This window comes from Streptomyces sp. NPDC059255, assembly GCF_042752355.1.
Lineage (GTDB): Bacteria > Actinomycetota > Actinomycetes > Streptomycetales > Streptomycetaceae > Streptomyces.
Map to the genome: position 1 here is coordinate 90011 of NZ_JBHYZP010000020.1, position 22088 is coordinate 112098.

General features: G+C 73.1%; 15 protein-coding genes and 1 pseudogene. 8 read left to right on the top strand and 8 right to left on the bottom strand.

Going from position 1 to position 22088, the window contains the following annotated elements; all coding sequences use genetic code 11:
* Positions 1–367 precede the first annotated feature (367 nt).
* Together ACFXKG_RS23240 and ACFXKG_RS23245 are read left to right on the top strand one after the other, a co-directional pair.
* Positions 368–1324 (top strand): cytochrome P450, encoded by a 957-nt coding sequence (locus tag ACFXKG_RS23240; RefSeq protein WP_384842193.1) that lies wholly within the window; start codon positions 368–370, stop codon positions 1322–1324.
* Positions 1325–1518: 194 nt separating this feature from the next.
* Positions 1519–2286, top strand: a complete 768-nt coding sequence (locus ACFXKG_RS23245; protein WP_384842195.1) for an enoyl-CoA hydratase/isomerase family protein — start codon at positions 1519–1521, stop codon at positions 2284–2286.
* A gap of 67 nt (positions 2287–2353) precedes the next feature.
* Here the strand turns inward: ACFXKG_RS23245 and ACFXKG_RS23250 are convergent, their stop codons facing one another.
* Positions 2354–3256, bottom strand: a complete 903-nt coding sequence (locus ACFXKG_RS23250) for a GntR family transcriptional regulator (RefSeq protein ID WP_384842198.1) — start codon at positions 3254–3256, stop codon at positions 2354–2356.
* Between the two features lie 153 nt (positions 3257–3409).
* Between ACFXKG_RS23250 and ACFXKG_RS23255 the strand changes: the two genes are divergently transcribed.
* Positions 3410–4258: a (2Fe-2S)-binding protein gene (locus ACFXKG_RS23255; RefSeq protein ID WP_384842201.1), complete on the top strand. Its 849-nt coding sequence runs from the start codon at positions 3410–3412 to the stop codon at positions 4256–4258.
* 211 nt (positions 4259–4469) lie between these two features.
* Complete coding sequence (locus tag ACFXKG_RS23260; RefSeq protein ID WP_384842204.1) at positions 4470–5522, top strand: DUF2637 domain-containing protein; 1053 nt, start codon at positions 4470–4472, stop codon at positions 5520–5522.
* A 174-nt stretch (positions 5523–5696) separates the two neighbouring features.
* On the opposite strand, the gene ACFXKG_RS23265 is transcribed toward ACFXKG_RS23260, so the two are convergent.
* Complete coding sequence (locus ACFXKG_RS23265) at positions 5697–6089, bottom strand: ATP-binding protein (protein ID WP_384842207.1); 393 nt, start codon at positions 6087–6089, stop codon at positions 5697–5699.
* 269 nt (positions 6090–6358) lie between these two features.
* On the opposite strand from ACFXKG_RS23265, the gene ACFXKG_RS23270 reads away from it, so the two are divergent.
* Positions 6359–9508 carry an alpha-mannosidase gene (locus tag ACFXKG_RS23270; RefSeq protein ID WP_384842210.1) on the top strand — a complete coding sequence of 1050 codons (3150 nt, stop codon included), beginning with the start codon at positions 6359–6361 and terminating at the stop codon, positions 9506–9508.
* 104 nt (positions 9509–9612) lie between these two features.
* Here the strand turns inward: ACFXKG_RS23270 and ACFXKG_RS23275 are convergent, their stop codons facing one another.
* Entirely contained in the window at positions 9613–11355 is a 1743-nt protein-coding gene (locus ACFXKG_RS23275) for a pyruvate dehydrogenase (protein WP_384842213.1), read from the bottom strand.
* Between the two features lie 104 nt (positions 11356–11459).
* The gene (locus tag ACFXKG_RS23280; protein ID WP_384842216.1) at positions 11460–13043 is read right to left on the bottom strand and encodes a protein phosphatase 2C domain-containing protein; all 1584 of its coding nucleotides are present in this window, start codon (positions 13041–13043) and stop codon (positions 11460–11462) included.
* Between the two features lie 362 nt (positions 13044–13405).
* On the opposite strand from ACFXKG_RS23280, the gene ACFXKG_RS23285 reads away from it, so the two are divergent.
* Positions 13406–14398: a helix-turn-helix domain-containing protein gene (locus ACFXKG_RS23285; protein WP_384842219.1), complete on the top strand. Its 993-nt coding sequence runs from the start codon at positions 13406–13408 to the stop codon at positions 14396–14398.
* Between the two features lie 99 nt (positions 14399–14497).
* Positions 14498–14869 (top strand): annotated as a pseudogene (locus tag ACFXKG_RS23290) (DUF456 domain-containing protein); the annotation flags it as partial.
* Here the strand turns inward: ACFXKG_RS23290 and ACFXKG_RS23295 are convergent.
* The 3 genes from ACFXKG_RS23295 to ACFXKG_RS23305 all read right to left on the bottom strand — a co-directional run bounded on the left by ACFXKG_RS23295 (position 14821) and on the right by ACFXKG_RS23305 (position 18268).
* Positions 14821–16500 carry an AlkA N-terminal domain-containing protein gene (locus tag ACFXKG_RS23295; RefSeq protein WP_384842387.1) on the bottom strand — a complete coding sequence of 560 codons (1680 nt, stop codon included), beginning with the start codon at positions 16498–16500 and terminating at the stop codon, positions 14821–14823. The pseudogene ACFXKG_RS23290 and the gene ACFXKG_RS23295 overlap by 49 nt on opposite strands.
* A gap of 124 nt (positions 16501–16624) precedes the next feature.
* Positions 16625–17749 carry a ribosome small subunit-dependent GTPase A gene (gene rsgA / locus ACFXKG_RS23300; protein WP_384842222.1) on the bottom strand — a complete coding sequence of 375 codons (1125 nt, stop codon included), beginning with the start codon at positions 17747–17749 and terminating at the stop codon, positions 16625–16627.
* A gap of 297 nt (positions 17750–18046) precedes the next feature.
* The gene (locus tag ACFXKG_RS23305; RefSeq protein WP_382885464.1) at positions 18047–18268 is read right to left on the bottom strand and encodes a hypothetical protein; all 222 of its coding nucleotides are present in this window, start codon (positions 18266–18268) and stop codon (positions 18047–18049) included.
* Positions 18269–18456: 188 nt separating this feature from the next.
* On the opposite strand from ACFXKG_RS23305, the gene ACFXKG_RS23310 reads away from it, so the two are divergent.
* Positions 18457–19578 (top strand): zinc-dependent alcohol dehydrogenase family protein, encoded by a 1122-nt coding sequence (locus ACFXKG_RS23310; protein ID WP_384842226.1) that lies wholly within the window; start codon positions 18457–18459, stop codon positions 19576–19578.
* A 43-nt stretch (positions 19579–19621) separates the two neighbouring features.
* On the opposite strand, the gene ACFXKG_RS23315 is transcribed toward ACFXKG_RS23310, so the two are convergent.
* Positions 19622–22018 (bottom strand): phosphoketolase, encoded by a 2397-nt coding sequence (locus tag ACFXKG_RS23315; protein ID WP_384842229.1) that lies wholly within the window; start codon positions 22016–22018, stop codon positions 19622–19624.
* Positions 22019–22088: the final 70 nt, after the last annotated feature.

Genomic DNA, 22088 nt, shown 5'->3' on the forward strand with positions numbered 1-22088 from the left:
GCATGAGCGTTACGGAACAAGGGTAGACAGGGCTGGCGAATCCCGCGTGATTTCTTGACAAGGAGTCCCCATGGATCCCTCCCTGACTTCCGCCGGCGACGGCCGACGGACCATCGTTTCCCTGTTCTCCAGACTGCGCTCCGCGAAGGGTCAGTCAAATCCTCTACCGCTCTACGCAGAATTGAGGGAACTGGGCGACACCATCCCCGCCCCGTGGGGCGGACACCTGGTGACCTCGTACAACCTGTGCGATCAGGTGCTCCGCAGCAGGGAGTGGAAGGTCCCCGACGACACGTGGCGAACCGGTCAGGGAAATAACGCACGCTGGCATTCACCCGCCTCTCGGCAAGCGGCGAAAACACTCCCGATGTTGAATCCGCCGCTGCACACGAAAATGCGCCGTTCCACGGGAACCCTCTTCGACAGGGGGTTCCTGGAACAGATCAAGATGTCGATGGACAGAACAGTGGCGGGACTGGTCGACACACTTGAGGAAGAACTGAGTTCGGGGGAGGCGGACTTCAATTCGCTGATAGCCGAGCAATTGCCGGTGATGTCGATAGGTGGATGGCTCGAACTACCCGCCGACGATTACCCGTTGCTTCGCTCGCTCGTCAATGAACAAGTGCTCACTCAGGAATTGTTTCCGCCCCCCAGTAAACTCACGCGATCGGATATCGCGACGCAGCGGCTCCAGGACTACTTCAGCGAAGTGATACGGGAGCGGCGCAGGACGCCCGGAGACGATCCCATCTCCTCCTGGATCAGGACGTGGGACGCCATGGAGCCCGACCGGGAACAGGCCGACGCGGCGGTCCACGCCCTGGCCTTCTTCGTCCTGGAAGCCGCGCTGGAGACCACGACCCACCTGCTCAACACCATGGCCCTGATGCTGCTGCGGCGCCCCGGCCGGTTCGACCGGCTGCGCGCCCGCCCCGAGCTCATACCCGGCGCGGTGGAGGAGTCCCTCCGCTACGACCCGCCGATCCACATGATCAGCCGGGTGGCGCCCGAGGACACCGTACTGGGCGACTCGAAGGTCCTCCGCGGGGAGATGGTGCAGCTCATGGTCGGTGCCGCGCACCACGACCCGCGGCAGTACAAGGACCCCGAAGTCTTCGACATCCGGCGCGGCGCGTCACATCTCAGCTTCGGCAGCGGAATCCACTACTGCCTCGGCGCTCCGCTGGCCCGGCTGGAGGCCGTGTCCCTGCTCACGGCGCTGCTCGACCGGGTACCGGGGCTGCGGCTCGCCGCACCGCCCGCCTGGGCCGGCCAGGTGACCTTCCGGCGGATCACCGAGTTCAGGGTGGCCCTCGCCTGAGAACGGCGCGGCACCTCACCACCCGCTGTGGCGAATCGTTTCAGCCAATTCCTCCCCGGCCCCAGCCGCCCCCTCCCCCGTCTCTTCTTTCCCGCCCCTTCTTCCTGTCCCTCTCTTCCCACCCGCCCCTCCGCGCGTGCTCTCCCCCTCCAGCCCCTCCAGAGTCGCTCCGCTCCCACAAAAACAAGGACGCCATGTTCGACGATCTCAAGGCTCTTCAGGTCATACATGAAGGCCCCCTGCTGAAGGTTCGGTTCGACAGTCCGGAAACCGGCAACGCTGTTTCCGGACTGCTTCTTGACGAACTCCTTTCCGTTCTCGGCGCACTGGACGATCACCCCGAGATCCGGGTGCTGATCCTCTCCGCGGCAGGCGACGACTTCTGCCTGGGCGGGGACCGCCGGGAATTCCCCTCGCTGCTCTCCGACGAGAACGGGCACGCGGCCATGCGGGCGCTCGGCAACAAGGCCCGCCGCGTGTGCGACCTGTTGGCCAACACCGGGGTGGTGACCATCGCACGGCTGCACGGCGCCGTGGTGGGGGCCGGCGTGGGGCTCGCGGTCCTCTGCGATCTGCGGGCCGGGGCCGACAACTGCCGGTTCCGCCTGCCGGAGCTGGGGCTCGGCGTCCCGCCGGCCTGGGGCGGGATCATGGCGCGCATGTTCCACGAGTCGGGCGCCGCGCGCCTGCGCGAACTGGTTCTGACGGCCGACAACTTCGACGCCGCCAGGGCGGCCGAGCTGTCCATCCTCCACAAGGTCGTCCCCGAGGACCAGCTGGACGCCACGATCGCCCGCTGGACCAAACCGCTGCTCCGCCGTTCCCCCTCCGCCCTGCGCACCGCGAAGGCCATGATGAACTCCTACGCCGGCGCCCACCGCCTCGGCGACGCCACGCTGCTCGACGCGGAGCTGCTGACGTACGCCGTCGCCTCCACCGAAGCGGCCAGGGCGGCCCGCTGAGCTCTCCGGACGCCCACACCCGGTATCCGCAACACGCGGGCAGGGTCCCGCACGGCGCCGTGCCCCGTCAGCGGGCCGCCTCCGTGACATGCGCCCGAACCAGCGACTGGACCAACGGCAGATCGCCCGCCGCCAACGCCTCCAGCAGCGCCAGGTGCTGGGCGGCGTGCGCGATCAGGTCGGCGCGGCGTACGGCGGGAGCGCCGTCCGGCGGCCACTGCGAGCGCCGGTGTACGTCGTCGGCGACAGCGACCAGCTGCCGGTTGCCGGAGAGGGAGAGCACCGCGCGGTGGAACGCGCGGTCGCGCTCCGCGTAGGCCGCGTGGTCACCGAGGGCGGCGGACACACCGGCCGCCTCCGCCAGCGGACGTATGTCCGCCCAGCGCTCGGCCGGGACGGTCCGGGCGAGACGGAGCATCACCGGCACTTCGAGCAGGGACCGCACCTCGGCCAGCTCGGCGATCTCCCCAGGGGTGCGCCGGGTCACCCGGAACCCCCGGTTCGGGACCGTCTCCACCGCCCCCTCCAGCGCGAGCTGCTGCATGGCCTCGCGCACGGGGGTGGCGGAGACCCCGAAGCGCTCGGCGAGCACGGGCGCCGAGTAGACCTCGCCCGGCACCAGCTCGCCGCCGACGAGCGCGTCGCGCAGGGCGGCGAGGATCTGGCCGCGTACCGAATGGCGCCGTACGGAGTGACCAGGATCACCGGACCGGTCCCCGGCGCCGGCCGCCGCCCCCGCCGCCGTCTCCGTCCGGCGCGCGGGCGGCGCCACGGACCGGTCACTGTGCGTGTGCTCTCCACGCGCCGGCTCGCGCGCGTCCGTACGCGCCTGCTCCAGCAGCCGAGCACCTCCGGACCCGGCTCCGGGCGCCCCTCCGGACGTCCGGGGGACCCCCGACATCCCGGGCACGGCGGCCCGGGACGGGTACGGCACCGGCGCGGTGGACTCACGCGCTCCGCCCTGCTCCACTCGGGTCCTCCTCGGCCGTCCGGTCGGTCCGTTCACCAGGAGGTCCGGGTCCTCCCCGTGCACGATAGGCCGACCGGGGCGCAGTTCACACCTCGATCACATCGGGTAAGGTAAGGCTTACCTGCAAAACGATCCCGATTCGGTGGTCCCAGCATGACCGTGCCCACTGTTCTGCCCGGGCTTCTCGCCTCTCCTGTGACGGGCGCCTACGCCCGGCTGACCGAGGTGTTTCCCGCGCTGAGCATCCATCAGCTCACCGACGGCAAGCAGCCGCCCGTCGGCGGCGGCTGGGTGAGCGCGGTGGAGCTGGCGGCGGGCGGCCCGGCCCTGGACACCTTCCTCGCCTGGGACGAGGCGCAGGTGCTGCGCGACCACGGACGGCAAGCCCGGCCCGATGTGATCGCGAGCTTCGCACTGCACCGCTACGCCTGGCCGGCCTGTCTGCTGATCACCGTGCCCTGGTTCCTGCACCGCCGGGTGGTCCGGGTCCCGGTCGAGTCCGTCTCGTTCCAGCGGGCGCTGGGCCGGATGACGGTCCGTGTGCACGAGTTCGCCTGTCTGCCGGACGACCCCGCCGCGGCACTGCCCGGCGCCCGGGTCGTACCGGACGAGGAGGCGCTGCGCGACGAGGTGCGGACGGCCGTCGCCGAACACCTCGGTCCGGTCCTGGACGGGTTCGCCCCGCGGATGCGGCGCGGCAGGCGGGCCCTGTGGGGCATGGCGACCGACGAGATCGTCGAGGGGCTCTGGTACGTCGCGCATCTGCTCGGCGAGGAGCGTCGGGCGATGGCGGAGCTGGAACTGCTGCTGCCGGGGGCGACCAAGCCGTACGTCGGCGCCGCGGGCTTCCGCGAGCTGACCGGCCCCCGCGGCGAATCTTTGCCGACCCGTGACCGAGCGAGTTGCTGCCTTTTCTACACGTTGCGCCCCGAGGACACCTGCGTCACGTGCCCGCGTACCTGCGACGACGACCGGGTCAGGAAGCTCGCCGCGAGCGTCTGACGGTCCGTCACCCGTGGATTCCACGCCTCCGTCAGTAGTGATATTAATCGAACATGACAGCCACCTGCCGAACGGCAGCTCTAGGCGATCGTGCATATTTGTGTGCCACACCGCCCCGTTGGTGTTCTCTTGTCCCAAAACCCCCTGAGGGGCACCGCACTTCCGTCAAGATGGCGTCCCAAACGCCCTACTGCGATGCAAGGAACACCGCATGCGACTGACTGACATATCGCTGAACTGGCTGATCCCCATCGTCGTGCTGGTCGTCGGAGCCCTGGTGACGGTGGCCGTACTCGCCGGTGGCAAGCGCGCCCGGGAGAAGCCGGCTGTCGAGGACTCCTGGGAGCGCAGCGAGGAACGCCGCAGACGCAAGGAGGCCATCTACGGGATGGCGTCCTACGCACTGCTGTTCTGCTGCGCCGCCGTGGCCGCGGCCCTCTCGTTCAAGGGCCTGGTCGGCTTCGGCCAGGAGAACCTGGGCCTCTCCGGCGGCTGGGAGTACCTGGTGCCGTTCGGTCTCGACGGCGCGGCGATGTTCTGCTCGGTCCTCGCCGTGCGTGAGGCCAGCCACGGTGACGCGGCCCTCGGCTCGCGCCTGCTCGTGTGGACGTTCGCCGGTGCCGCCGCCTGGTTCAACTGGGTGCACGCGCCCACGGGCCTCGGCCACGAGGGCGCCCCGCACTTCTTCGCCGGTATGTCCCTCTCGGCGGCGGTGCTCTTCGACCGCGCGCTGAAGCAGACCCGCCGGTCCGCGCTCCGCGAGCAGGGGCTCGTCCCCCGTCCGCTGCCGCAGATCCGGATCGTACGGTGGCTCCGGGCACCGCGTGAGACCTTCGCCGCCTGGTCGCTGATGCTGCTGGAGAACGTACGCACGCTGGACGAGGCCGTCGACGAGGTGCGCGAGGACCGGCGCCAGAAGGAACAGGGACGTCTCCGCAGGCGCGAGCAGGTGAAGCTGGAGCGGGCGCAGATCAAGGCGCTCAACCGGCAGCACCGCGCCTGGGGCCGTGGCCGCGGCGGCCGTCAGGTCGCGCTGCCCTCGGCCGGTCCGGGGGCGGGCTCGCCACCGGCCGTCGAGGCCGCAGCGGAGCCTGCCATAGGAGAGCAGCCGCAACTTCCCCAGCGTTCCCGGCTCTCCCTTCAGGCCGTGAAGGGTACTGAGGCCCGTACGGTGGACCTCACCGCCGAGGACGACACGCAGGCCCTGCCGAGGCTCGACTCCCTGGAGCGCAAACTCAAGGAGATGGAGCGGCAGTTCGGCTGAGCCCGAACGGCCCGGCGAGCAGGCGCCACCGGCGCCACCAGCACGACAGGCGGGACCGCGCGGAGTTGTCGCGGCTCCCTCCTCCGGACCGGCGTGACGGACGACCGTCACGCCGGTCCGCTGCCGTTTCCCCCGCACCACCCCTGGTGACACCGTCCGTTCAGGAACCATCCGTTACGCGGCCTCGCCGTTCAGCTCGAACCAGACCACCTTGCCCAGCGGCCTCGTCCGTATCCCCCAGTCGTCCGCGAGACTCCGGACCAGCGCGAGACCCCTGCCGTTCGTGGCGTCGTCGGGGACCGGCCTGGCCGGCTCGGGCGGCGCGGACAGGCCGGCGACGAAGTCCCGTACCTCCACGCGCAGTCGCGAGTCGGCGAACGTCGCCGTGACCACCGCGCCCCGCTCCGTGTGCACCAGCGCGTTCGTCACCAGCTCACTCATCAGCAGCTCGGCCACGGCGGCGGAGTCCCGCTCCCGCCAGTGGACCAGCATCTCCCGTAAGGCGTGCCGCACCTCGGGGACGGCCGCCAGATCGGCGCCCCCCACTCTGCGCCGTAGCCCACTCATCACTTTCGTCCCCCCGCTCGTCACTTCTGTCCTCCGACTTCTGTCCCCCGCCGGAAATAGCCCGTGGCGCATGCGTACAAGAGGTGTATTCCCCTTGCCGGAATGGGCCACTCATGGTGTGCGTCACCTGTCGTCTCCACGCCGAACGGCGCGCCGCCCGACGCGCCGCCCGGCCTCCGTCCGAGCGCCGTGCGCCACCGCCGGACGGATGCGGACGGCGGGTCCGGGGAAGCTCTGGGGGGAGCGATTCCGAGAAGCGAGGAGCCCCGATGCACGACGACCGCACTCAGGTGGAAGGGCGGCTGGAGCGCGCGCTGCGCCAGTTCATCCGCCCCGCGCAGTACGCGGCGCGGCAGCCGCTCACGCTCGCCGTCTGGCACGCGCCGGGCGAGCCGGTGCCGGTGGAGCGGGCGCTGCGCGGCGCGTACGAGCCGTTCGCGGCCGGTACGGAGTGGGGTTCACCGTGGTCGACGAGCTGGTTCCGGCTGACGGGCACCGTGCCGGACGGCTGGGCGGGGCGCCGCGTGGAAGTGGTGATCGACCCCGGATTCACCGGTGAGGGGCCCGGGTTCCAGGCCGAGGGAATGGTGTACGACGCGTCGGGGGTGCCGGTCAAGGGCGTCCATCCGCGCAACCGGCACGTCCCGGTGGCCGCCCCGGCGGCGGGCGGCGAGTCCGTGGAGCTGTTGCTGGAGGCGGCGGCCAACCCGGCCGTGCTCCATGACTTCGAGCCCACGCTCCTCGGGGACGTGCTGACCGCGGGGGACCGTCCCCTCTACCGGTTCGCCTCGGCCGAGGTCGCCGTCCTGGACGAGGAGGTGTGGCATCTCGTCCTGGACATCGAGGTGCTCTCCGAGCTGATGGCCGAGCTGCCCACCGACCGGTCGCGGCGCCATGAGATCCTGCGCGCCCTGGAGTCAGCGCTGGACGCGCTGGACCTGCACGACGTGGCGGGCACGGCGGCCGGGGCCCGCCGGGAGCTGGCGGACGCGCTGGCGCGCCCCGCCTCGCCGAGCGCGCACCGCCTCTCGGCGGCGGGCCACGCCCATATCGACTCGGCGTGGCTGTGGCCGCTGCGCGAGACCGTACGGAAGGCGTCGCGGACCTTCGCCAATGTCACGGCGCTCGCCGCCGACTACCCGGAGCTGGTCTTCGCCTGTTCGCAGGCGCAGCAGTACGCGTGGGTGCGCGACCATCAGCCGCACATCTGGCGGCGCATCAAGCAGGCGGTCAAGGAGGGGACCTGGGCGCCGGTGGGCTCGATGTGGGTGGAGTCCGACGCCAACATGCCCGGCGGTGAGGCGCTGGCCCGGCAGATCGTCCACGGCAAGCGCTTCTTCCAGGAGGAGCTGGGCGTGGAGACGGAGGAGATCTGGCTGCCGGACTCCTTCGGATACACGGCGGCGTTCCCGCAGTTGGCGAAGTTGGCCGGGGTGAAGTGGTTCCTCACGCAGAAGCTGTCCTGGAACCAGTCGAACCGGATGCCGCACCACACCTTCTGGTGGGAGGGCATCGACGGCACCCGCGTCTTCACCCACTTCCCGCCGGTCGACACGTACAACGCGCAGTTCCACGGCTCCGAACTGGCCCACGCGGAGCGCAACTTCAGGGAGAAGGGGCGCTCGTCCCGCTCCCTGGTGCCGTTCGGGTGGGGCGACGGCGGGGGCGGCCCCACCCGGGAGATGCTGGAGAAGGCGCGGCGGCTGGCATCCCTGGAGGGCTCGCCCCGCGTGGAGATCGAGCACCCGGCGGCGTTCTTCGCGGCGGCGCGGGAGGAGTACGGGGAGCGGGCGCCGGTCTGGTCGGGCGAGCTGTACCTGGAGCTGCACCGGGCGACGTACACCACCCAGGCCAAGACGAAGCAGGGCAACCGGCGCAGCGAACACCTGCTGCGGGAGGCGGAGTTGTGGGCGACGGTGGCGGCGCTGCGCGCGCACCCCGGTCCGGGTTCGCGGCCGTACACGTACCCGTACGAGGCGCTGGACCGGCTCTGGAAGACGGTGCTGCTGCACCAGTTCCACGACATCCTGCCGGGTTCGTCGATCGCCTGGGTGCACCGGGAGGCGCGGGCCACGTACCGGGCGGTGCGGGAGGAGCTGGAAGGGATCGTCGCGGACGCGGTGGCGGCGCTGGGCGGGGGCCGGCCCGCCGTGCTGAACGCGGCGCCGTTCGCGCGCCGGGAGCCGGTCGAGTTCGAAGCGGCCGACGTGCCCTCGTCCGTACGGGCGCAGCCGCTGGCGGGCGGCCGGGTGCTGGCCGCCGCGTTCACCCGGTCGCTGGCGACGGGGTCGTTCACCGGCGCCCTGGACCGGTCGGGGGTCTCCGGTGTGTCCGGGGACAGGTCGATCACGCTCCGGAACCAGCTGGTGGAGGTGGTGATCGACGCGGACGGGCTGCTCACCTCCGTACGCGACCTCGTGGCGCGCCGCGAGGTGCTGGCGCCCGGCGGCCGGGGCAATCTGCTCCAGCTCCACCCCGACCACCCCAATCAGTGGGACGCCTGGGACATCGACCGGCACTACCGGCACCGGCACACCGATCTCACCGCCGCCGAGTCCGTCGAGCTGACCGAGGCGGGTCCGCTGCGGGCGTCGGTGCGGGTGGTGCGGGTGTTCGGGGCGTCCCGGATCACCCAGGAGATCCGGCTCACGGCGGGCAGCAACCGGATCGATGTCGTCACCGACATCGACTGGCGCGAGTCGGAGAAGGTCCTCAAGGCGGCGTTCCCGCTCGATGTGCACGCCGAACGGTCCACCGCCGAGATCCAGTTCGGCCATGTGCACCGGGCCACGCACGACAACACCGGCTGGGACGCGGCCCGGTTCGAGATCTGCGCGCACCGCTGGCTGCGGGTCGCCGAGCCCGGGTACGGCGTGGCGGTGCTCAACGATTCGACGTACGGGCACGACGTGACGCGGACGCCCCACGCGGAGGGCCTGGGCACGACCGTACGGCTGACGCTGCTGCGCGCCCCGCACAGCCCGGACCCGGAGACGGATCAGGGCAGGCACCGGTTCCGCTACGCGCTGCTGCCCGGCGCCACGGTGGAGGAGAGCGTGCAGGAGGGGCTGGCGCTCAATCTGCCGCTGCGGGTGGCGACGGCTCCCGAGCTGGCGCCGCTGGTCGACATCGACAACGCCGCGGTGACCGTGGAGGCGGTCAAGCTCGCCGAGGACCGGAGCGGCGATGTGATCGTACGGCTCTACGAGTCGGCCGGCGGCCGGGCCGAGGCGACGCTGCGCGTCGGTTTCCCGGTGCGCGAGGCGCGGGTGACGGATCTGCTGGAACGGCCGCTGCACGCCGCGGAGCCGGGCGAGGAGGGACTGCGGCTGCGGCTGCGGCCGTTCCAGATCCTGACGCTGCGGCTCACCCCGGGGGTGAGCCCGCCGGCCGGGCGCACGGCCGGGCCGGCGGCCTGACGGAGAGGGGCGGCGGTCCGGCCGGGCCGGCGGCCTGACGGGGCCGGCGGCCTGACGGGGGCGGCGGTCAGGCGGTGGCGGCGGTCCGGCGGTGGACGGCGAGGTCAGGGCCGGGGCACGTTCCGCAGGTTGGAGCGGGCCATCTGCACCATCCGGCCCACCCCGCCGTCCAGGACGATCTTGCTCGCGGAGAGCGCGAAGCCCGTCACCATCTCGGCGCTGATCCTCGGCGGGATGGAGAGCGCGTTCGGGTCGGTGACCACGTCCACCAGCGCGGGACCCCGGTGCTTGAAGGCGTCCTTGAGGGCGCCGGCGAGCTGCCGGGGCTTCTCTACGCGTACGCCGTAGGCACCGGCGGCGCGGGCGAGCGCGGCGAAGTCGGGGTTGTGGTTGGTCGTGCCGTACGAGGGCAGGCCGCCCACCAGCATCTCCAACTCCACCATGCCGAGCGCCGAGTTGTTGAAGAGGACGACCTTCACCGGCAGGTCGTACTGGACGAGCGTGAGGAAGTCGCCCAGCAGCATGGCGAATCCGCCGTCGCCGGACATCGAGACGACCTGCCGGTTCCGGTCGGTGAACTGGGCCCCGATGGCCTGCGGCAGGGCGTTGGCCATGGAACCGTGGCTGAACGAACCGATGACGCGGCGCCGCCCGTTGGGGGTGAGGTAGCGGGCCGCCCATACGTTGCACATCCCGGTGTCGACGGTGAACACGGCGTCGTCGTCGGCGAGTTCATCCAGGACGGAGGCGACGTACTCGGGGTGGATCGGGATGTGCTTCTCGACCTTGCGGGTGTACGCCTTGATCACGCCCTCCAGCGCGTCGGCGTGCTTCTTCAGCATCCGGTCGAGGAAGCGGCGGTCCGCCTTGGCCCGTACGCGGGGGGTCAGGGAGATCAGCGTCTCGCGGACGTCGCCCCACACGGCGAGGTCCAGCTTGGAGCGGCGGCCGAGGCGTTCGGGTCTGATGTCGACCTGGGCGATCTTGACGTCATCGGGGAGGAAAGCGTTGTACGGGAAGTCCGTGCCGAGGAGGAGCAGCAGATCGCACTCGTGGGTGGCCTCGTAGGCGGCGCCGTAGCCGAGCAGTCCGCTCATGCCGACGTCGTACGGGTTGTCGTACTGGATCCATTCCTTGCCGCGCAGCGCGTGACCGACCGGGGACTTGATCCGTTCGGCGAACTCCATCACCTCGGCGTGCGCGCCGGCGGTGCCGCTGCCGCAGAAGAGCGTGACGCGGTCCGCCTCGTCGATCATGCGGGCGAGCTTCTCGATCTCCGTGTCACCGGGGCGTACGGAGGGCCGTGCGGTGACGAGGGCGTGCTCCACCGCCTTCTCCGGGGCGGGTGCGGAGGCGATGTCGCCGGGCAGGGTGACCACGCTGACGCCGCTCAGGCCGATGGCGTGCTGGATGGCGGTCTGGAGCAGCCGGGGCATCTGCCGGGGGCTGGAGATCATCTCGTTGTAGTGGCTGCACTCGTTGAACAGCCGTTCCGGGTGGGTCTCCTGGAAGAAGCCGAGGCCGATCTCGGCGGAGGGGATGTGGGAGGCGAGGGCGAGCACGGGGGCCATGGAGCGGTGGGCGTCGTACAGGCCGTTGATGAGATGCAGGTTGCCGGGTCCGCAGGAGCCAGCGCAGGCGGCGAGCCTGCCGGTGATCTGGGCCTCGGCGCCGGCCGCGAAGGCGGCGGTCTCCTCGTGCCTGACCTGGATCCAGTCGATGGCGGGGGTGCGGCGGATCGCGTCGACGACGGGATTGAGGCTGTCGCCGACGACTCCGTACAGCCGCTGGACACCCGCTCTGACGAGGATGTCGACGAACTGTTCCGCCACGTTCTGCTTGGCCATGGGTCCGCGCCCTCTCCGGTGACGGTCGGGACGGCCGGCCCGCCCCGCACTCCCCATCAACCCATGGCGGGCCCGGACGCGCCTGCTGGGCCTGTCGTTCGGCGTCAGGCCTCCCAGACGGCGACCGCCGTACGGTCGTCGGCGTAGCCCCGCACCCGGAGCGCGGTGTCGGCAAGGAAGGCGGCCGGCCCCGGTGGCTCCGGCGCGTCCCAGCGGCGGGCCAGTTCGCCGGCGAGCGCGGGCTCCGCGCGCAGCGGCTCGGCCAGCCCCGCGCTGCACAGCAGGAGGGTGTCGCCCGGCCGGGCGACCGACGCCCGGAACAGGAACGGCTCGGACGGCGGGGGCGGCGGGCCCTCGATGTAGGGGGCACGGTCGTTCGTGATCGCCAGGTCCATGGTGAGCCGGTCGCCCTCGGGGGTCTCGGCGGGCGGGGAGCCGGCGGTGGCGCGGGCGGCGACCGGGGGCTCCAGGTCCTCCCAGCCGCCGTCCCTGAGCCGGAAGAGCCCTCCGGCGCCGGCCCCGAAGAACACCCGGTTCCGGCAGTCGGGGTCGGCGGTGAGCAGCAGGCAGCGCAGACTCGCGGTGTACGCCCCGGGCGCCAGCCCCAGTTCGGCAGCGCGGGCCCGGAGCTTGCCGAACCCCCGGTCGGTGAGCCGGTGCAGACCGGATTTCAGCTCACCCCTGCGACCGGCCCTGATGTCCTCGGAGAGCCTGCTGTGGTCGCGTCCGACGGCGCCGCCGATCCAGTGGCAGACCTCGGCGGCGGCCCGGTGGCCGCCCTCGCCCGCGCGGGCCCCGCCGGCGACGGCGACGAGGACGAGCGCGCCGGGGCCGGTCCCGAACCGGGCGGTGAGCAGCGCGTCGCGGCGGGGCTCGCCGCGGTGCCGCGCGGCGTCGCCCCGTACGGAAACGGCCCGCAGGGTGTACGACCCGTAGGAGGCGCCGTCGAGGACGGTGTCGGCGACGAGTTCGTCCAGCCGGTCGGGGTGGGCGGCGGGCAGCGCGACCGGCCCGGCGTCATGGCCGGGCGGCCGGTCACCGGGAGAGGCACCCCGCGCGCGGTCCGGGGCAGGGGCGGGAACGGGGGCTTTCCCCGGCGCCGCCCGCGGATCGGGAACGGCCCGTGCACCGGGGGCGTTCGCGGGCGGAGGGGACGGGGGCGGGGCGGGCGAAGGCGGACCCTGCGTCGGAGGGGAAGCCGGAGGCGGTGGCTTCGGAGCCGAAGGGGACGGCGCCTCGGGAGGTACGGCGTCCCCGCCGAAGCCCGGCCCCCGCCGCGCCTCGGCGGGTACGGCGTCTTGGGCGTCCGTCCTCGGCAGCGGCCGGGCGTCGCTCGGCGCGTACGGGGCCGGTGACGGCGCCTGCTCCCACCAGGCCCGTGCGGGCCCCGTCGAGCCTCCGGCGCGGTCGCCCGCCGCTTCCGCGGCGGGAGCCGGCGGCGGGTCCGCGGGGTCCGCCGCCGGCCCTCCCGCCCAACCCGTCGCCGGCCCCGGATCCACCGCCGGACCCGGATCCGCCAACCGACCCTGATCCGCCGTCGCGCCCGCCCGCACCGCGTCCGCCGCGGAGTCGAAGCGGTCGTCGAGCGTGTCCCCGGACTTCGCCGCGGGCCCCGTGTCCGGCGCCGACGCGTCGTACAGGCGGTTCCACCAGTCGTCGTCGGGCGGTCGTTCCCCCTGCTCGCTCATGTCCCTTATTGTCGACCGCTCCAGGGGGGCGAAAACGGCCGTCGCCGAAAATGAGTCCGCCGGGCGACCCCACCCCCCACGGGAAGGACGCCCGGCGAACGGTCACAGATCCAGCGCGGGCGCGGACACGGGCGGCCGGACCGCACGCGTCGTTCACCCGTGCACAATCCGGCCGGAACCTCCACGGAGGCATATGACCGGGACTGTTGCTGCTGTGATGGCGCCACCATGACAGAGTGCCGGGGCTTACAGGGGATGATGGGCGCGGCGGGTTTACGCCGTGGCCGGTATCCGCCACGGCGGGCCGGGGTACGTACGCGTCCGAGGAGGTCGCGCGGGGTGAGCGGGGAGGGGTGGACAGGGTGCTGGGAGCGATAGGCCTTGACGAGAGACACGAGGCGGCGTATCGGGCGCTGGTGTCGATCGGGGCCGCGGAGGTGGCGGATCTGGCACACCGGCTCGCCCTCCCCGAGCCGGACACCGAACGGGCGCTGCGCAGGCTGGAGCGGCAGGGTCTCGCCGCCCAGTCCTCCTCCCGGGCGGGCCGGTGGGTCGCCGCGCCGCCCGCCGTCGCGCTGGGCGCGCTGCTGACCCAGCACCGCCATCAGCTCGAACAGGCGGAGCTGGCTGCGGTGCTGCTCGCCGAGGAGTACCGGGCGGAGGCGGCCGAGCCGGCCGTGCACGACCTGATCGAGGTGGTGACGGGCGCCAGCGCCGTGGCCCACCGCTTCCTCCAGCTCCAGCTCGGCGCCACGGAGGAGGTCTGCGCGCTGGTCACGGGGCAGCCCGTGGCGGTGACGGGGCGGGAGAACGAGGCCGAGGACCGGGCGGCGAGCCGTGGGGTCGCCTACCGGGTGGTGATCGAGCGTGAGGTGCTGATCCAGCCCACCGGGCTCACCGAACTGGCCGCCGCGCTCGGCCGGCAGGAGCGGGTCCGGGTCACCGAGCGGGTGCCGACGAAGCTGGTGATCGCGGACCGCGCGCTGGCGATGGTGCCGCTGACGGGCCGCGGCGCCGGGCCCGCGGCCCTGGTCGTACACGCCAGCGGGCTGCTGGAGTCGCTGATGGGGCTCTTCGAGGCGGTGTGGCGCGAGGGGCTGCCGCTGCGGCTGGGTACGGACGGGGCGGTACGGGAGGACGGCCTGCCCGGCCCCGACCCCACCGACCTGGAGATCCTGTCGCTGCTGCTCGCCGGGATGACCGACGCGAGCGTCGCGAAACAGCTCGACCTGGGGCTGCGGACCGTTCAGCGCCGGGTGAAGGGGCTGATGGAGCTGAGCGGGGTGACGACCCGTCTGCAGCTCGGCTGGCACGCGTACGAGCGGGGCTGGGTGGCCCGCGGCCCCGGGGGCTGAACACGACCGCCAAGGGCGCGAACGCGCCCTGCGGGAACGGGCGCCGTCCGGCACAGTTGGCGGATGGAAGTGTGGCAGCTCGTGCTGGTCGCCCTGGTCATGCTGCTCGGTCTGTTCGGCGTGCTCGTCCCCGGCGTGCCGGGACAGGCGATCGTCTGGGCCGCCGTGCTCTGGTGGGCGCTGTCCGACACCACCCGGGCCGCCTGGGGGCTGCTGATCGGCGCGACGGCGCTGCTCCTGCTCAACCAGGCGCTCCGGCCGCTGCTGCCGGCCCGCAGGACCCGCCGGGCGGGGGTGCCGCGCCGCACGCTGCTGACCGGCGGGGTCGCGGGCATCGCGGGGTTCTTCGTGGTGCCGGTGGTGGGCGGGATCCTGGGGTTCGTCGGGGGGATCTACGGTGCGGAACGGGTGCGGCTGGGCAGTCACCGGGACGGCTGGGCGTCCACCCGTACGGTCATGCGGACGGCGGGGGCGTCGCTGCTGGTGGAGCTCTTCGCGTGTCTGCTGGTGGTGGGCGCGTGGCTGGTCGTGGTGGTCCGGGGCTGACCGGCACGACGGTCGCGGGCCGCGCGCAGATGGCTCCCGGCGTAGGACCGCCAGGGCCGCCACGCCTCCTCGTCCCGCTCCCCCTCGGGCGCCACATCGGGGTCGCCGAGGGCCCTCATGCGGATCAGCGCGGCGGTGCGGGGCGTCACGCCGGGGACGGCCAGGAGCGCCTGTCCGGCCGCGTCCCGGTCGGCCCCCGCGTCGAGCCGTACGGTGCCGTCGGCGAGCGCGGTCGCGAGCGGCCCCGCCACCGGGTGGCCGCGCAGCGCGGCGGGCTCGGGGAAGAGCCGGGTGAGCCCGCCGGGCGCCTGCTCCAGCGTCTGGCCGTACGTCGCCACGGCCTGCCGGGCCGCCGCCGCCCCGAGCAGGGCGCGCAGCGCGTACTCGGCCGGCTCCGCCGCGCCGGGCGAGCGCAGTCCGGGGCGGGCCGCGACGAGGGGCGCGAGGCGCGGGTCGGCGCCGAGGCGTTCGTCCACGGCGTACGGGTCGGCGTCGAGGTCGAAGAGGCGGCGCAGCCGCTGGACGGCGGTGGTGAGGTCACGCAGGTCGGTGAGGTGGATCCGCGCCTCCAGCCAGCCGTTGGCGGTCCGGCCCGCCGGGTCACCGGCGGCCGGGCGTGCCTCGTCCACGGCGACGGCGCCGGGGCCGTGGGGCAGGCGCAGCGTACGGCGGTAGGTGCGGGCGCCCGGCGGGCCCGTCACCTCCTCGACGGAGGGCAGGGCCTCCTGGGCGAGCAGGTCGAAGACGGCGGAGGCGGCGTACGGGCCGCGGTGGGCGAGCCGGAGCGGGATCCCGGCCAGGGCCGGCGGACCGGAGGCACCGCCGGCCGGTACGGGAACGTGCGCGGCACCGGCCGCCGTGGCGGAGCCGGCGGCGCGGGCAGGACCGGTGCCCGTAGCGGCACCGGCGGCCCGGGCGGAACCCGCGGCCGTGGCGGAGCCGGCTGCCCGGGCGGAACCGGCGGCCCGGGTGGTGCTTCGGGCCCTCGCGGCCGTTCCCGTACCGGATTCGGTGCGCAGCGCGCTGGGCGTACGGGCGTAGATCTGCCGGATCGTGTCGTTGAACTGGCGGACGCTCGCGAACCCGGCCGCGAACGCGATCTCCGTGACCGGCAGGCCGGTCGTCTGGAGCAGGACCCTGGCCGTGTGGGCGCGCTGGGCGCGGGCCAGGGCGACGGGTCCGGCACCCAGCTCGGCGGTGAGCTGGCGCTGGATCTGCCGGGTGCTGTAGCCGAGCCGTCCGGCCAGCCCCGACACGCCCTCCCGGTCCACGATCCCGTCGCCGATCATGCGCATGGCGCGGCCGACGAGATCGGCGCGCACATTCCACTCCGCCGACCCGGGCACGGCGTCCGGCCTGCACCGGCGGCAGGCGCGGAAGCCGTGGCCCTGGGCGGCGGCAGCGGTCGGGTAGAAGCGGATGTTCTTGCGTTTGGGGGTGCCGGCGGGGCAACTCGGCCGGCAGTAGATGCCGGTGGTCTCGACGGCGAAGAAGAACGCGCCGTCGAACCGGGCGTCACGGCTGGCCACCGCCTCGTACCTGGTCTCTTCGTCCATCACGAGTCCAGTGTGCGCCGCCCGGGGCGGGGCGTACTCGCGGTTTTCGGACGCCGTGTCCGCCGCTCGCCGCCCCGCCGCCGCTCACCGCTCCCCGGCCCTCCGCCCCCGCCCCCGCCCCCGCTCAGCGGAGGCGGCCGCGCTTCGCCTCCATCGCGGCGCGGCCCTCGGCGCCCTTGCGCTTCCACTCGCGCCGGATCTCGCCGCGCAGCCGGGCGTCGGTCTTGGCGACGATGCGCTGGTTCTCCCGCAGCAGCTTGCGGTAGCTGTCCAGCCGCCGTTCGGCCAGCGCGCCGTCCTCGACCGCGGCGAGCACCGCGCACCCGGGCTCCGCCGTATGGGCGCAGTCCTGGAACCGGCACCCCTCCGCCAGGCCCTCGATCTCCGAGAACACCTGGCCGACCCCGGTCACCGCGTCCCAGAGCCCGACACCGCGCAGCCCCGGCGTGTCGATGAGGACGCCGCCGCCGGGCAGGACGAGGAGGTTGCGGGTCGTGGTGGTGTGCCGGCCCTTCCCGTCCACGTCGCGCGCGGCCTGAACCTCCATCACGTCGGTCCCGAGCAGGGTGTTGGCGAGCGTCGACTTCCCCGCCCCGGACGCGCCGAGCAGCACGCTCGTACCGCCCGAGAGCACGGCGGACAGGACCTCGATCCCCTCCCCCGTCTCCGAGCTGACGGCGAGCACCTGCACCCCGGGCGCGGTGGTCTGGACGTCCTCGACGAGATGGGCCCGTACGGCGGGGTCCGCCACGAGGTCGGCTTTGGTGAGCACGATGAGCGGGAGGGCGCCGCTCTCCCAGCCGAGGGCGAGGAACCGTTCGACCCGGCCGAGGTCGAGCTCGACCGCCAGGGAGATCGCGATGATCGCGTGATCGACGTTGGCGGCGAGGATCTGTCCCTCGGACCGCTTGGAGGAGGTGGACCGTACGAAGGCGGTACGGCGCGGCAGGTACTCCCGGACGAACCGGGGGTCACCGCCCGCCGGGTCGACGGCCGCCCAGTCCCCGGTGCAGAGGACCCGCAGCGGGTCGTGCGGGGTCACGAAGGCCGTGTCGGCCCGCACGACCCCCTCGGCGGTGGCCACGTCGCACTGGCCGCGGTCGACACGGACGACCCGGCCGGGCAGCAGCCCCCGCTCGGCGTGGGGGGCGAACTCCGCGGCCCAGCCCTCGTCCCAGCCGTACGGGGCGAGCGGGTGAGCGGCGGAGGAAACCTCGAAGGAGGCAATTGAGGCAAGCGGGAAAAACAAGGGAAACCCTTCGAAGGGTGGCCCCGGCACGCCCGCACGGGCGTGGAAAAAGAAAGGAGAGTCAGCCGGAGACCACAGGGGTGAGCCTGATGAACTTCTGAACCTGGGCGCCGCCCAGCACCGTGACAGTCATCAATGTCCTCACCCCTTATCTCTCCCGGCGCGCCCGCAGCAGCTCGTGCTCCGCGCGCTCGACGGCCGACGCGCACCACCATAACCGGCCCCCGGGACGCGGCGCGAGGGACTTTCCGCGCCGCGTCCCGGGTCTCCTCGGTGCTCCCCGGTGGTGCGGGGGTGCTACTTGGCGGAGGTGTCGAGCGTGGCCAGCGCCTGCGCCCAGCGGGCGTACTTCAGGTTGGCCAGATCTGCCACCGTCTTGACGCCGAACGCCTCGTCAAGAAGCTTGCCCTGGCGGTCCGAGACCCCCTTCAGCGCGGAGACCGGCGCGTCGAGCACGGCGGGCAGGTCCTTGTCCGCCCACGCCTTGTCCAACACCTTGTCGAGGTCGATCTGGGCCACTGCTGCCTCCTGGAGTACGGTGTGCCCCGCCACTGCGGCGGGCGGCCGCGAGTGCGGCCGCAGGCTGAACGTCCGTGGAAGGTAAAGAGGTTCCCAAGAACCCGGCCGGACGATCGCTTCCGGCCACTCCGCGCACACCCTGGGTGGCGTCGCTTGCCGGTGCCACGCGCCCGTCGCACCCTGGAGTCATGGCTGCTCCCGATCCCGCGTCGGGCCCCGGTCCCACGTCAGGTCCCGGTCCCGCGCCGGCCCCAGGGCTCGCGCCGGACCCAGGGCTCGCGACGAAAACCGGCGCCACCGGGGCCACGCTGAGCGGCTGGGCCGTCGGAACGCCCGGCCCGGTCCGTACCGGCCCGCTGGTACGGGTCCGCCGCCCGGTCCCGGTGCCGGGCCCCGGTGAGCTGCTGCTGCGCGTGGAGGCGTGCGGTGTCTGCCGTACGGATCTGCACCTCGCCGAGGGCGATCTGGCGCCGCACCGCCCGGCCACCGTGCCGGGACACGAGATCGTCGGCCGGGTGGTCGCCGTGGGCGAGGGGGTGGGCCTGTTCCGTACCGGGGAGCGGGCCGGCGGGGCGTGGCTGCGCTCGACCTGCGGTGCCTGCCGGTGGTGCCGGTCCCGGCGGGAGAACCTCTGCCCCCGCTCCCGCTACACCGGGTGGGACGCGGACGGCGGCTTCGCGGACCTCACGGTCGTGCCCGAGGCATTCGCGTACCGGCTGCCGGAGGAGCGCGACGCCGCCACGCTCGCGCCGCTGCTCTGCGCGGGGATCATCGGCTACCGGGCGCTGCGCCGCAGCGCGCTCCCGCCGGGCGGGCGGCTGGGGCTCTACGGCTTCGGCGCGTCGGCGCATCTGGCGGCCCAGGTCGCGCTGGCGGAGGGTGCCACCGTCCATGTGCTGACCCGGTCGCCGGAGGCGCGCGCACTCGCGCTGGAACTGGGCGCCGCCTCCGCGGGCGGTGCCGACGACCCGCCGCCGGAGCCGCTGGACGCGGCGGTGCTCTTCGCCCCGGTGGGCGATCTGGTGCCGGTGGCGCTGGCCGCGCTGGACCGGTCGGGCACGCTCGCCGTCGCCGGGATCCATCTCTCCGACATCCCCGTGCTGAACTATCAGCGCCATCTCTTCCAGGAGCGGGACCTGCGCAGCGTCACCTCCAACACCCGGCAGGACGGCCGCGACTTCCTCGCGGTGGCCGAGCGCGTCGGGATCCGCGTGACGGTCACCCCGTACCCCTTGGACCGGGCGGACCAAGCCCTCGCGGATCTCGCCGCCGACCGGGTGCGCGGCGCCGCCGTGCTCGTACCGGGCTGACGGCGTACTCGTACCGGGCCGGCGCCCCGGCAGCGAGCCCGGCTCAGTCGGGATCGGGGGGCAGAGGGACGGGCTGCCAGCTCCACTCCACGACCTCGGGCAGGTCGGTGCCGTGCGCGCGGATCCAGGCGTGGTGCCTGAGCCGGGCGTCCTCCATGGTCTGGCGTACGCCCGTGGCGCGTACCGCGAGTCCCGGGACGCGGTCGATGACGTCCATGACGAGCCGGTAGCGGTCGAGGTCGTTGCGGACGACCATGTCGAAGGGGGTCGTGGTGGTGCCCGACTCCTTGTAGCCGCGTACGTGCAGGTCCGGGTGGCCGGTGCGGCGGTAGGCGAGGCGGTGGATCAGCCACGGATAGCCGTGGTAGGCGAAGACGACGGGTTTGTCCGGGGTGAACAGCGCGTCGTACTGGCGGTCGGAGAGTCCGTGCGGATGCTCCGTGTCCGGCAGCAGCCGGGCGAGGTCGACGACGTTGACGACCCGGACGGCGAGCCGTGGCAGATGGCGGCGGAGCAGCAGGGCCGCCGCCAGGACCTCCTGGGTCGGGACGTCCCCCGCGCAGGCGAGCACCACGTCGGGCGCGGCGCCCTCGCGTTCGGTGCCCGCCCACTCCCAGACGCCGGCGCCGCGCGCGCAGTGGGCGCGTGCCCCGTCCAGGGTGAGCCAGTCGTAGCAGGGCTGTTTGCCGGCGACGACGACATTGACGTGGTCGCGGCTGTGCAGGACGTGTTCGGCGACGCAGAGCAGGGTGTTGGTGTCCGGTGGCAGGTAGACGCGTACGACCTCGGGGGACTTGTTGAGCACATGGTCGACGAAGCCGGGGTCCTGGTGGGAGAAGCCGTTGTGGTCCTGGCGCCACACGTGCGAGGTGAGCAGGTAGTCGAGGGAGGCGATGGGGCGGCGCCACGGCAGGGCGCGGGAGACCTTCAGCCATTTGATGTGCTGGTTGACCATGGAGTCGACGATGTGGACGAAGGCCTCGTAGCAGGAGAAGAGGCCGTGCCGGCCGGTGAGGAGATACCCCTCCAGCCAGCCCTGGCAGGTGTGTTCGGAGAGGATCTCCAGCACCCGGCCGTGCCGGTCCAGATCCTCGTCCACCGCCGCGGACTCCGCCTGCCACGCCTTGCCCGTGGCCCGGTAGAGGGCCTGGAGCCGGTTGGACGCGGTCTCGTCCGGGCCCATGACGCGGAAGTCGCGGCGCCCGGCGGTGGCTTCCATGACCGCCGCCAGCAACTCACCGAGCACCCTGGTCGGTTCGTGCAGGGTCACCCCGGGCCGGTCGACCGCGACGGCGTACCGCTCCAGCGGGGGTACGGGCAGGTCGCGCAGGAGGAGGCCGCCGTTGGCGTACGGGGTGGCGCCGAGGCGGCGGTCGCCCCCGGGCACACAGGCGAGCACCTCGGGGCGGGGGCGGCCCCGGTGGTCGAAGAGGTCCTCGGGCCGGTACGAGCGCAGCCACTGCTCCAGCTGCCGCAGATGCGCGGGGTTGTCGCGTACGCCGGACAGCGGCACCTGGTGCGCGCGCCAGGTCCCCTCGACGGGCCGGCCGTCGACGGTGGCGGGGCCGGTCCAGCCCTTCGGCGTCCGCAGCACGATCACCGGCCAGCGGGGACGCTCCGTGATCCCCTCCTCACGGGCGGTGTGCTGGATCAGCGCGATCCGGTCCAGTGCGGTGTCCATGGCCGCCGCCAGGGCGCGGTGGACGGTCTCCGGGTCGTCGCCGCCGACGTGCAGCGGCTCGTGCCCGTAGCCGCGCAGCAGCTCGTCCAGCTCCGCCTCGGGGATCCGGGCGAGGACGGCCGGGTTGGCGATCTTGTAGCCGTTGAGGTGGAGGATCGGCAGCACCGCGCCGTCATGGACCGGGTCGAGGAACTTGTTCGAGTGCCAGGACGCCGCCAGCGGCCCGGTCTCCGCCTCCCCGTCGCCGATCACACAGGCGACCAGCAGCTCGGGGTGGTCGAAGGCGGCCCCGTAGGCGTGCGCGAGGGAGTAGCCCAGCTCGCCGCCCTCATGGACGGAGCCCGGCGTCTCGGGGGCGACATGGCTGGGCACTCCGCCCGGGAAGGAGAACTGCCGGAAGAGCCGGGCCATGCCCTCCGCGTCCCGGCCGATGTCCGGGTACGTCTCGGAGTAGCTTCCCTCCAGCCAGGAGTTGGCCAGCACCGCCGGGCCGCCGTGGCCCGGGCCCCAGACGCACAGGACGGGCAGGTCACGCGCCTTGATCACCCGGTTGAGATGGGTGTGGACGAGGTTCAGCCCCGGCGACGTGCCCCAGTGGCCGAGCAGCCGGGGCTTGATGTGCTCCGGGCGCAGGGGCTCGGTGAGGAGCGGGTTGTCCAGGAGGTAGATCTGCCCGGCCGCCAGGTAGTCGGCCGCGCGCCAGTGGGCCATGAGACCCGCCAGCTCCGCGTCGCTCATGGTCGTGTTCGTCTCGGACATCCGCTTCCTCCGGAGCCTCGTACCGTCCCTTGTCCGTCGCCCCTCCCCTCTCCCGTCCCTCCCCTCTCCC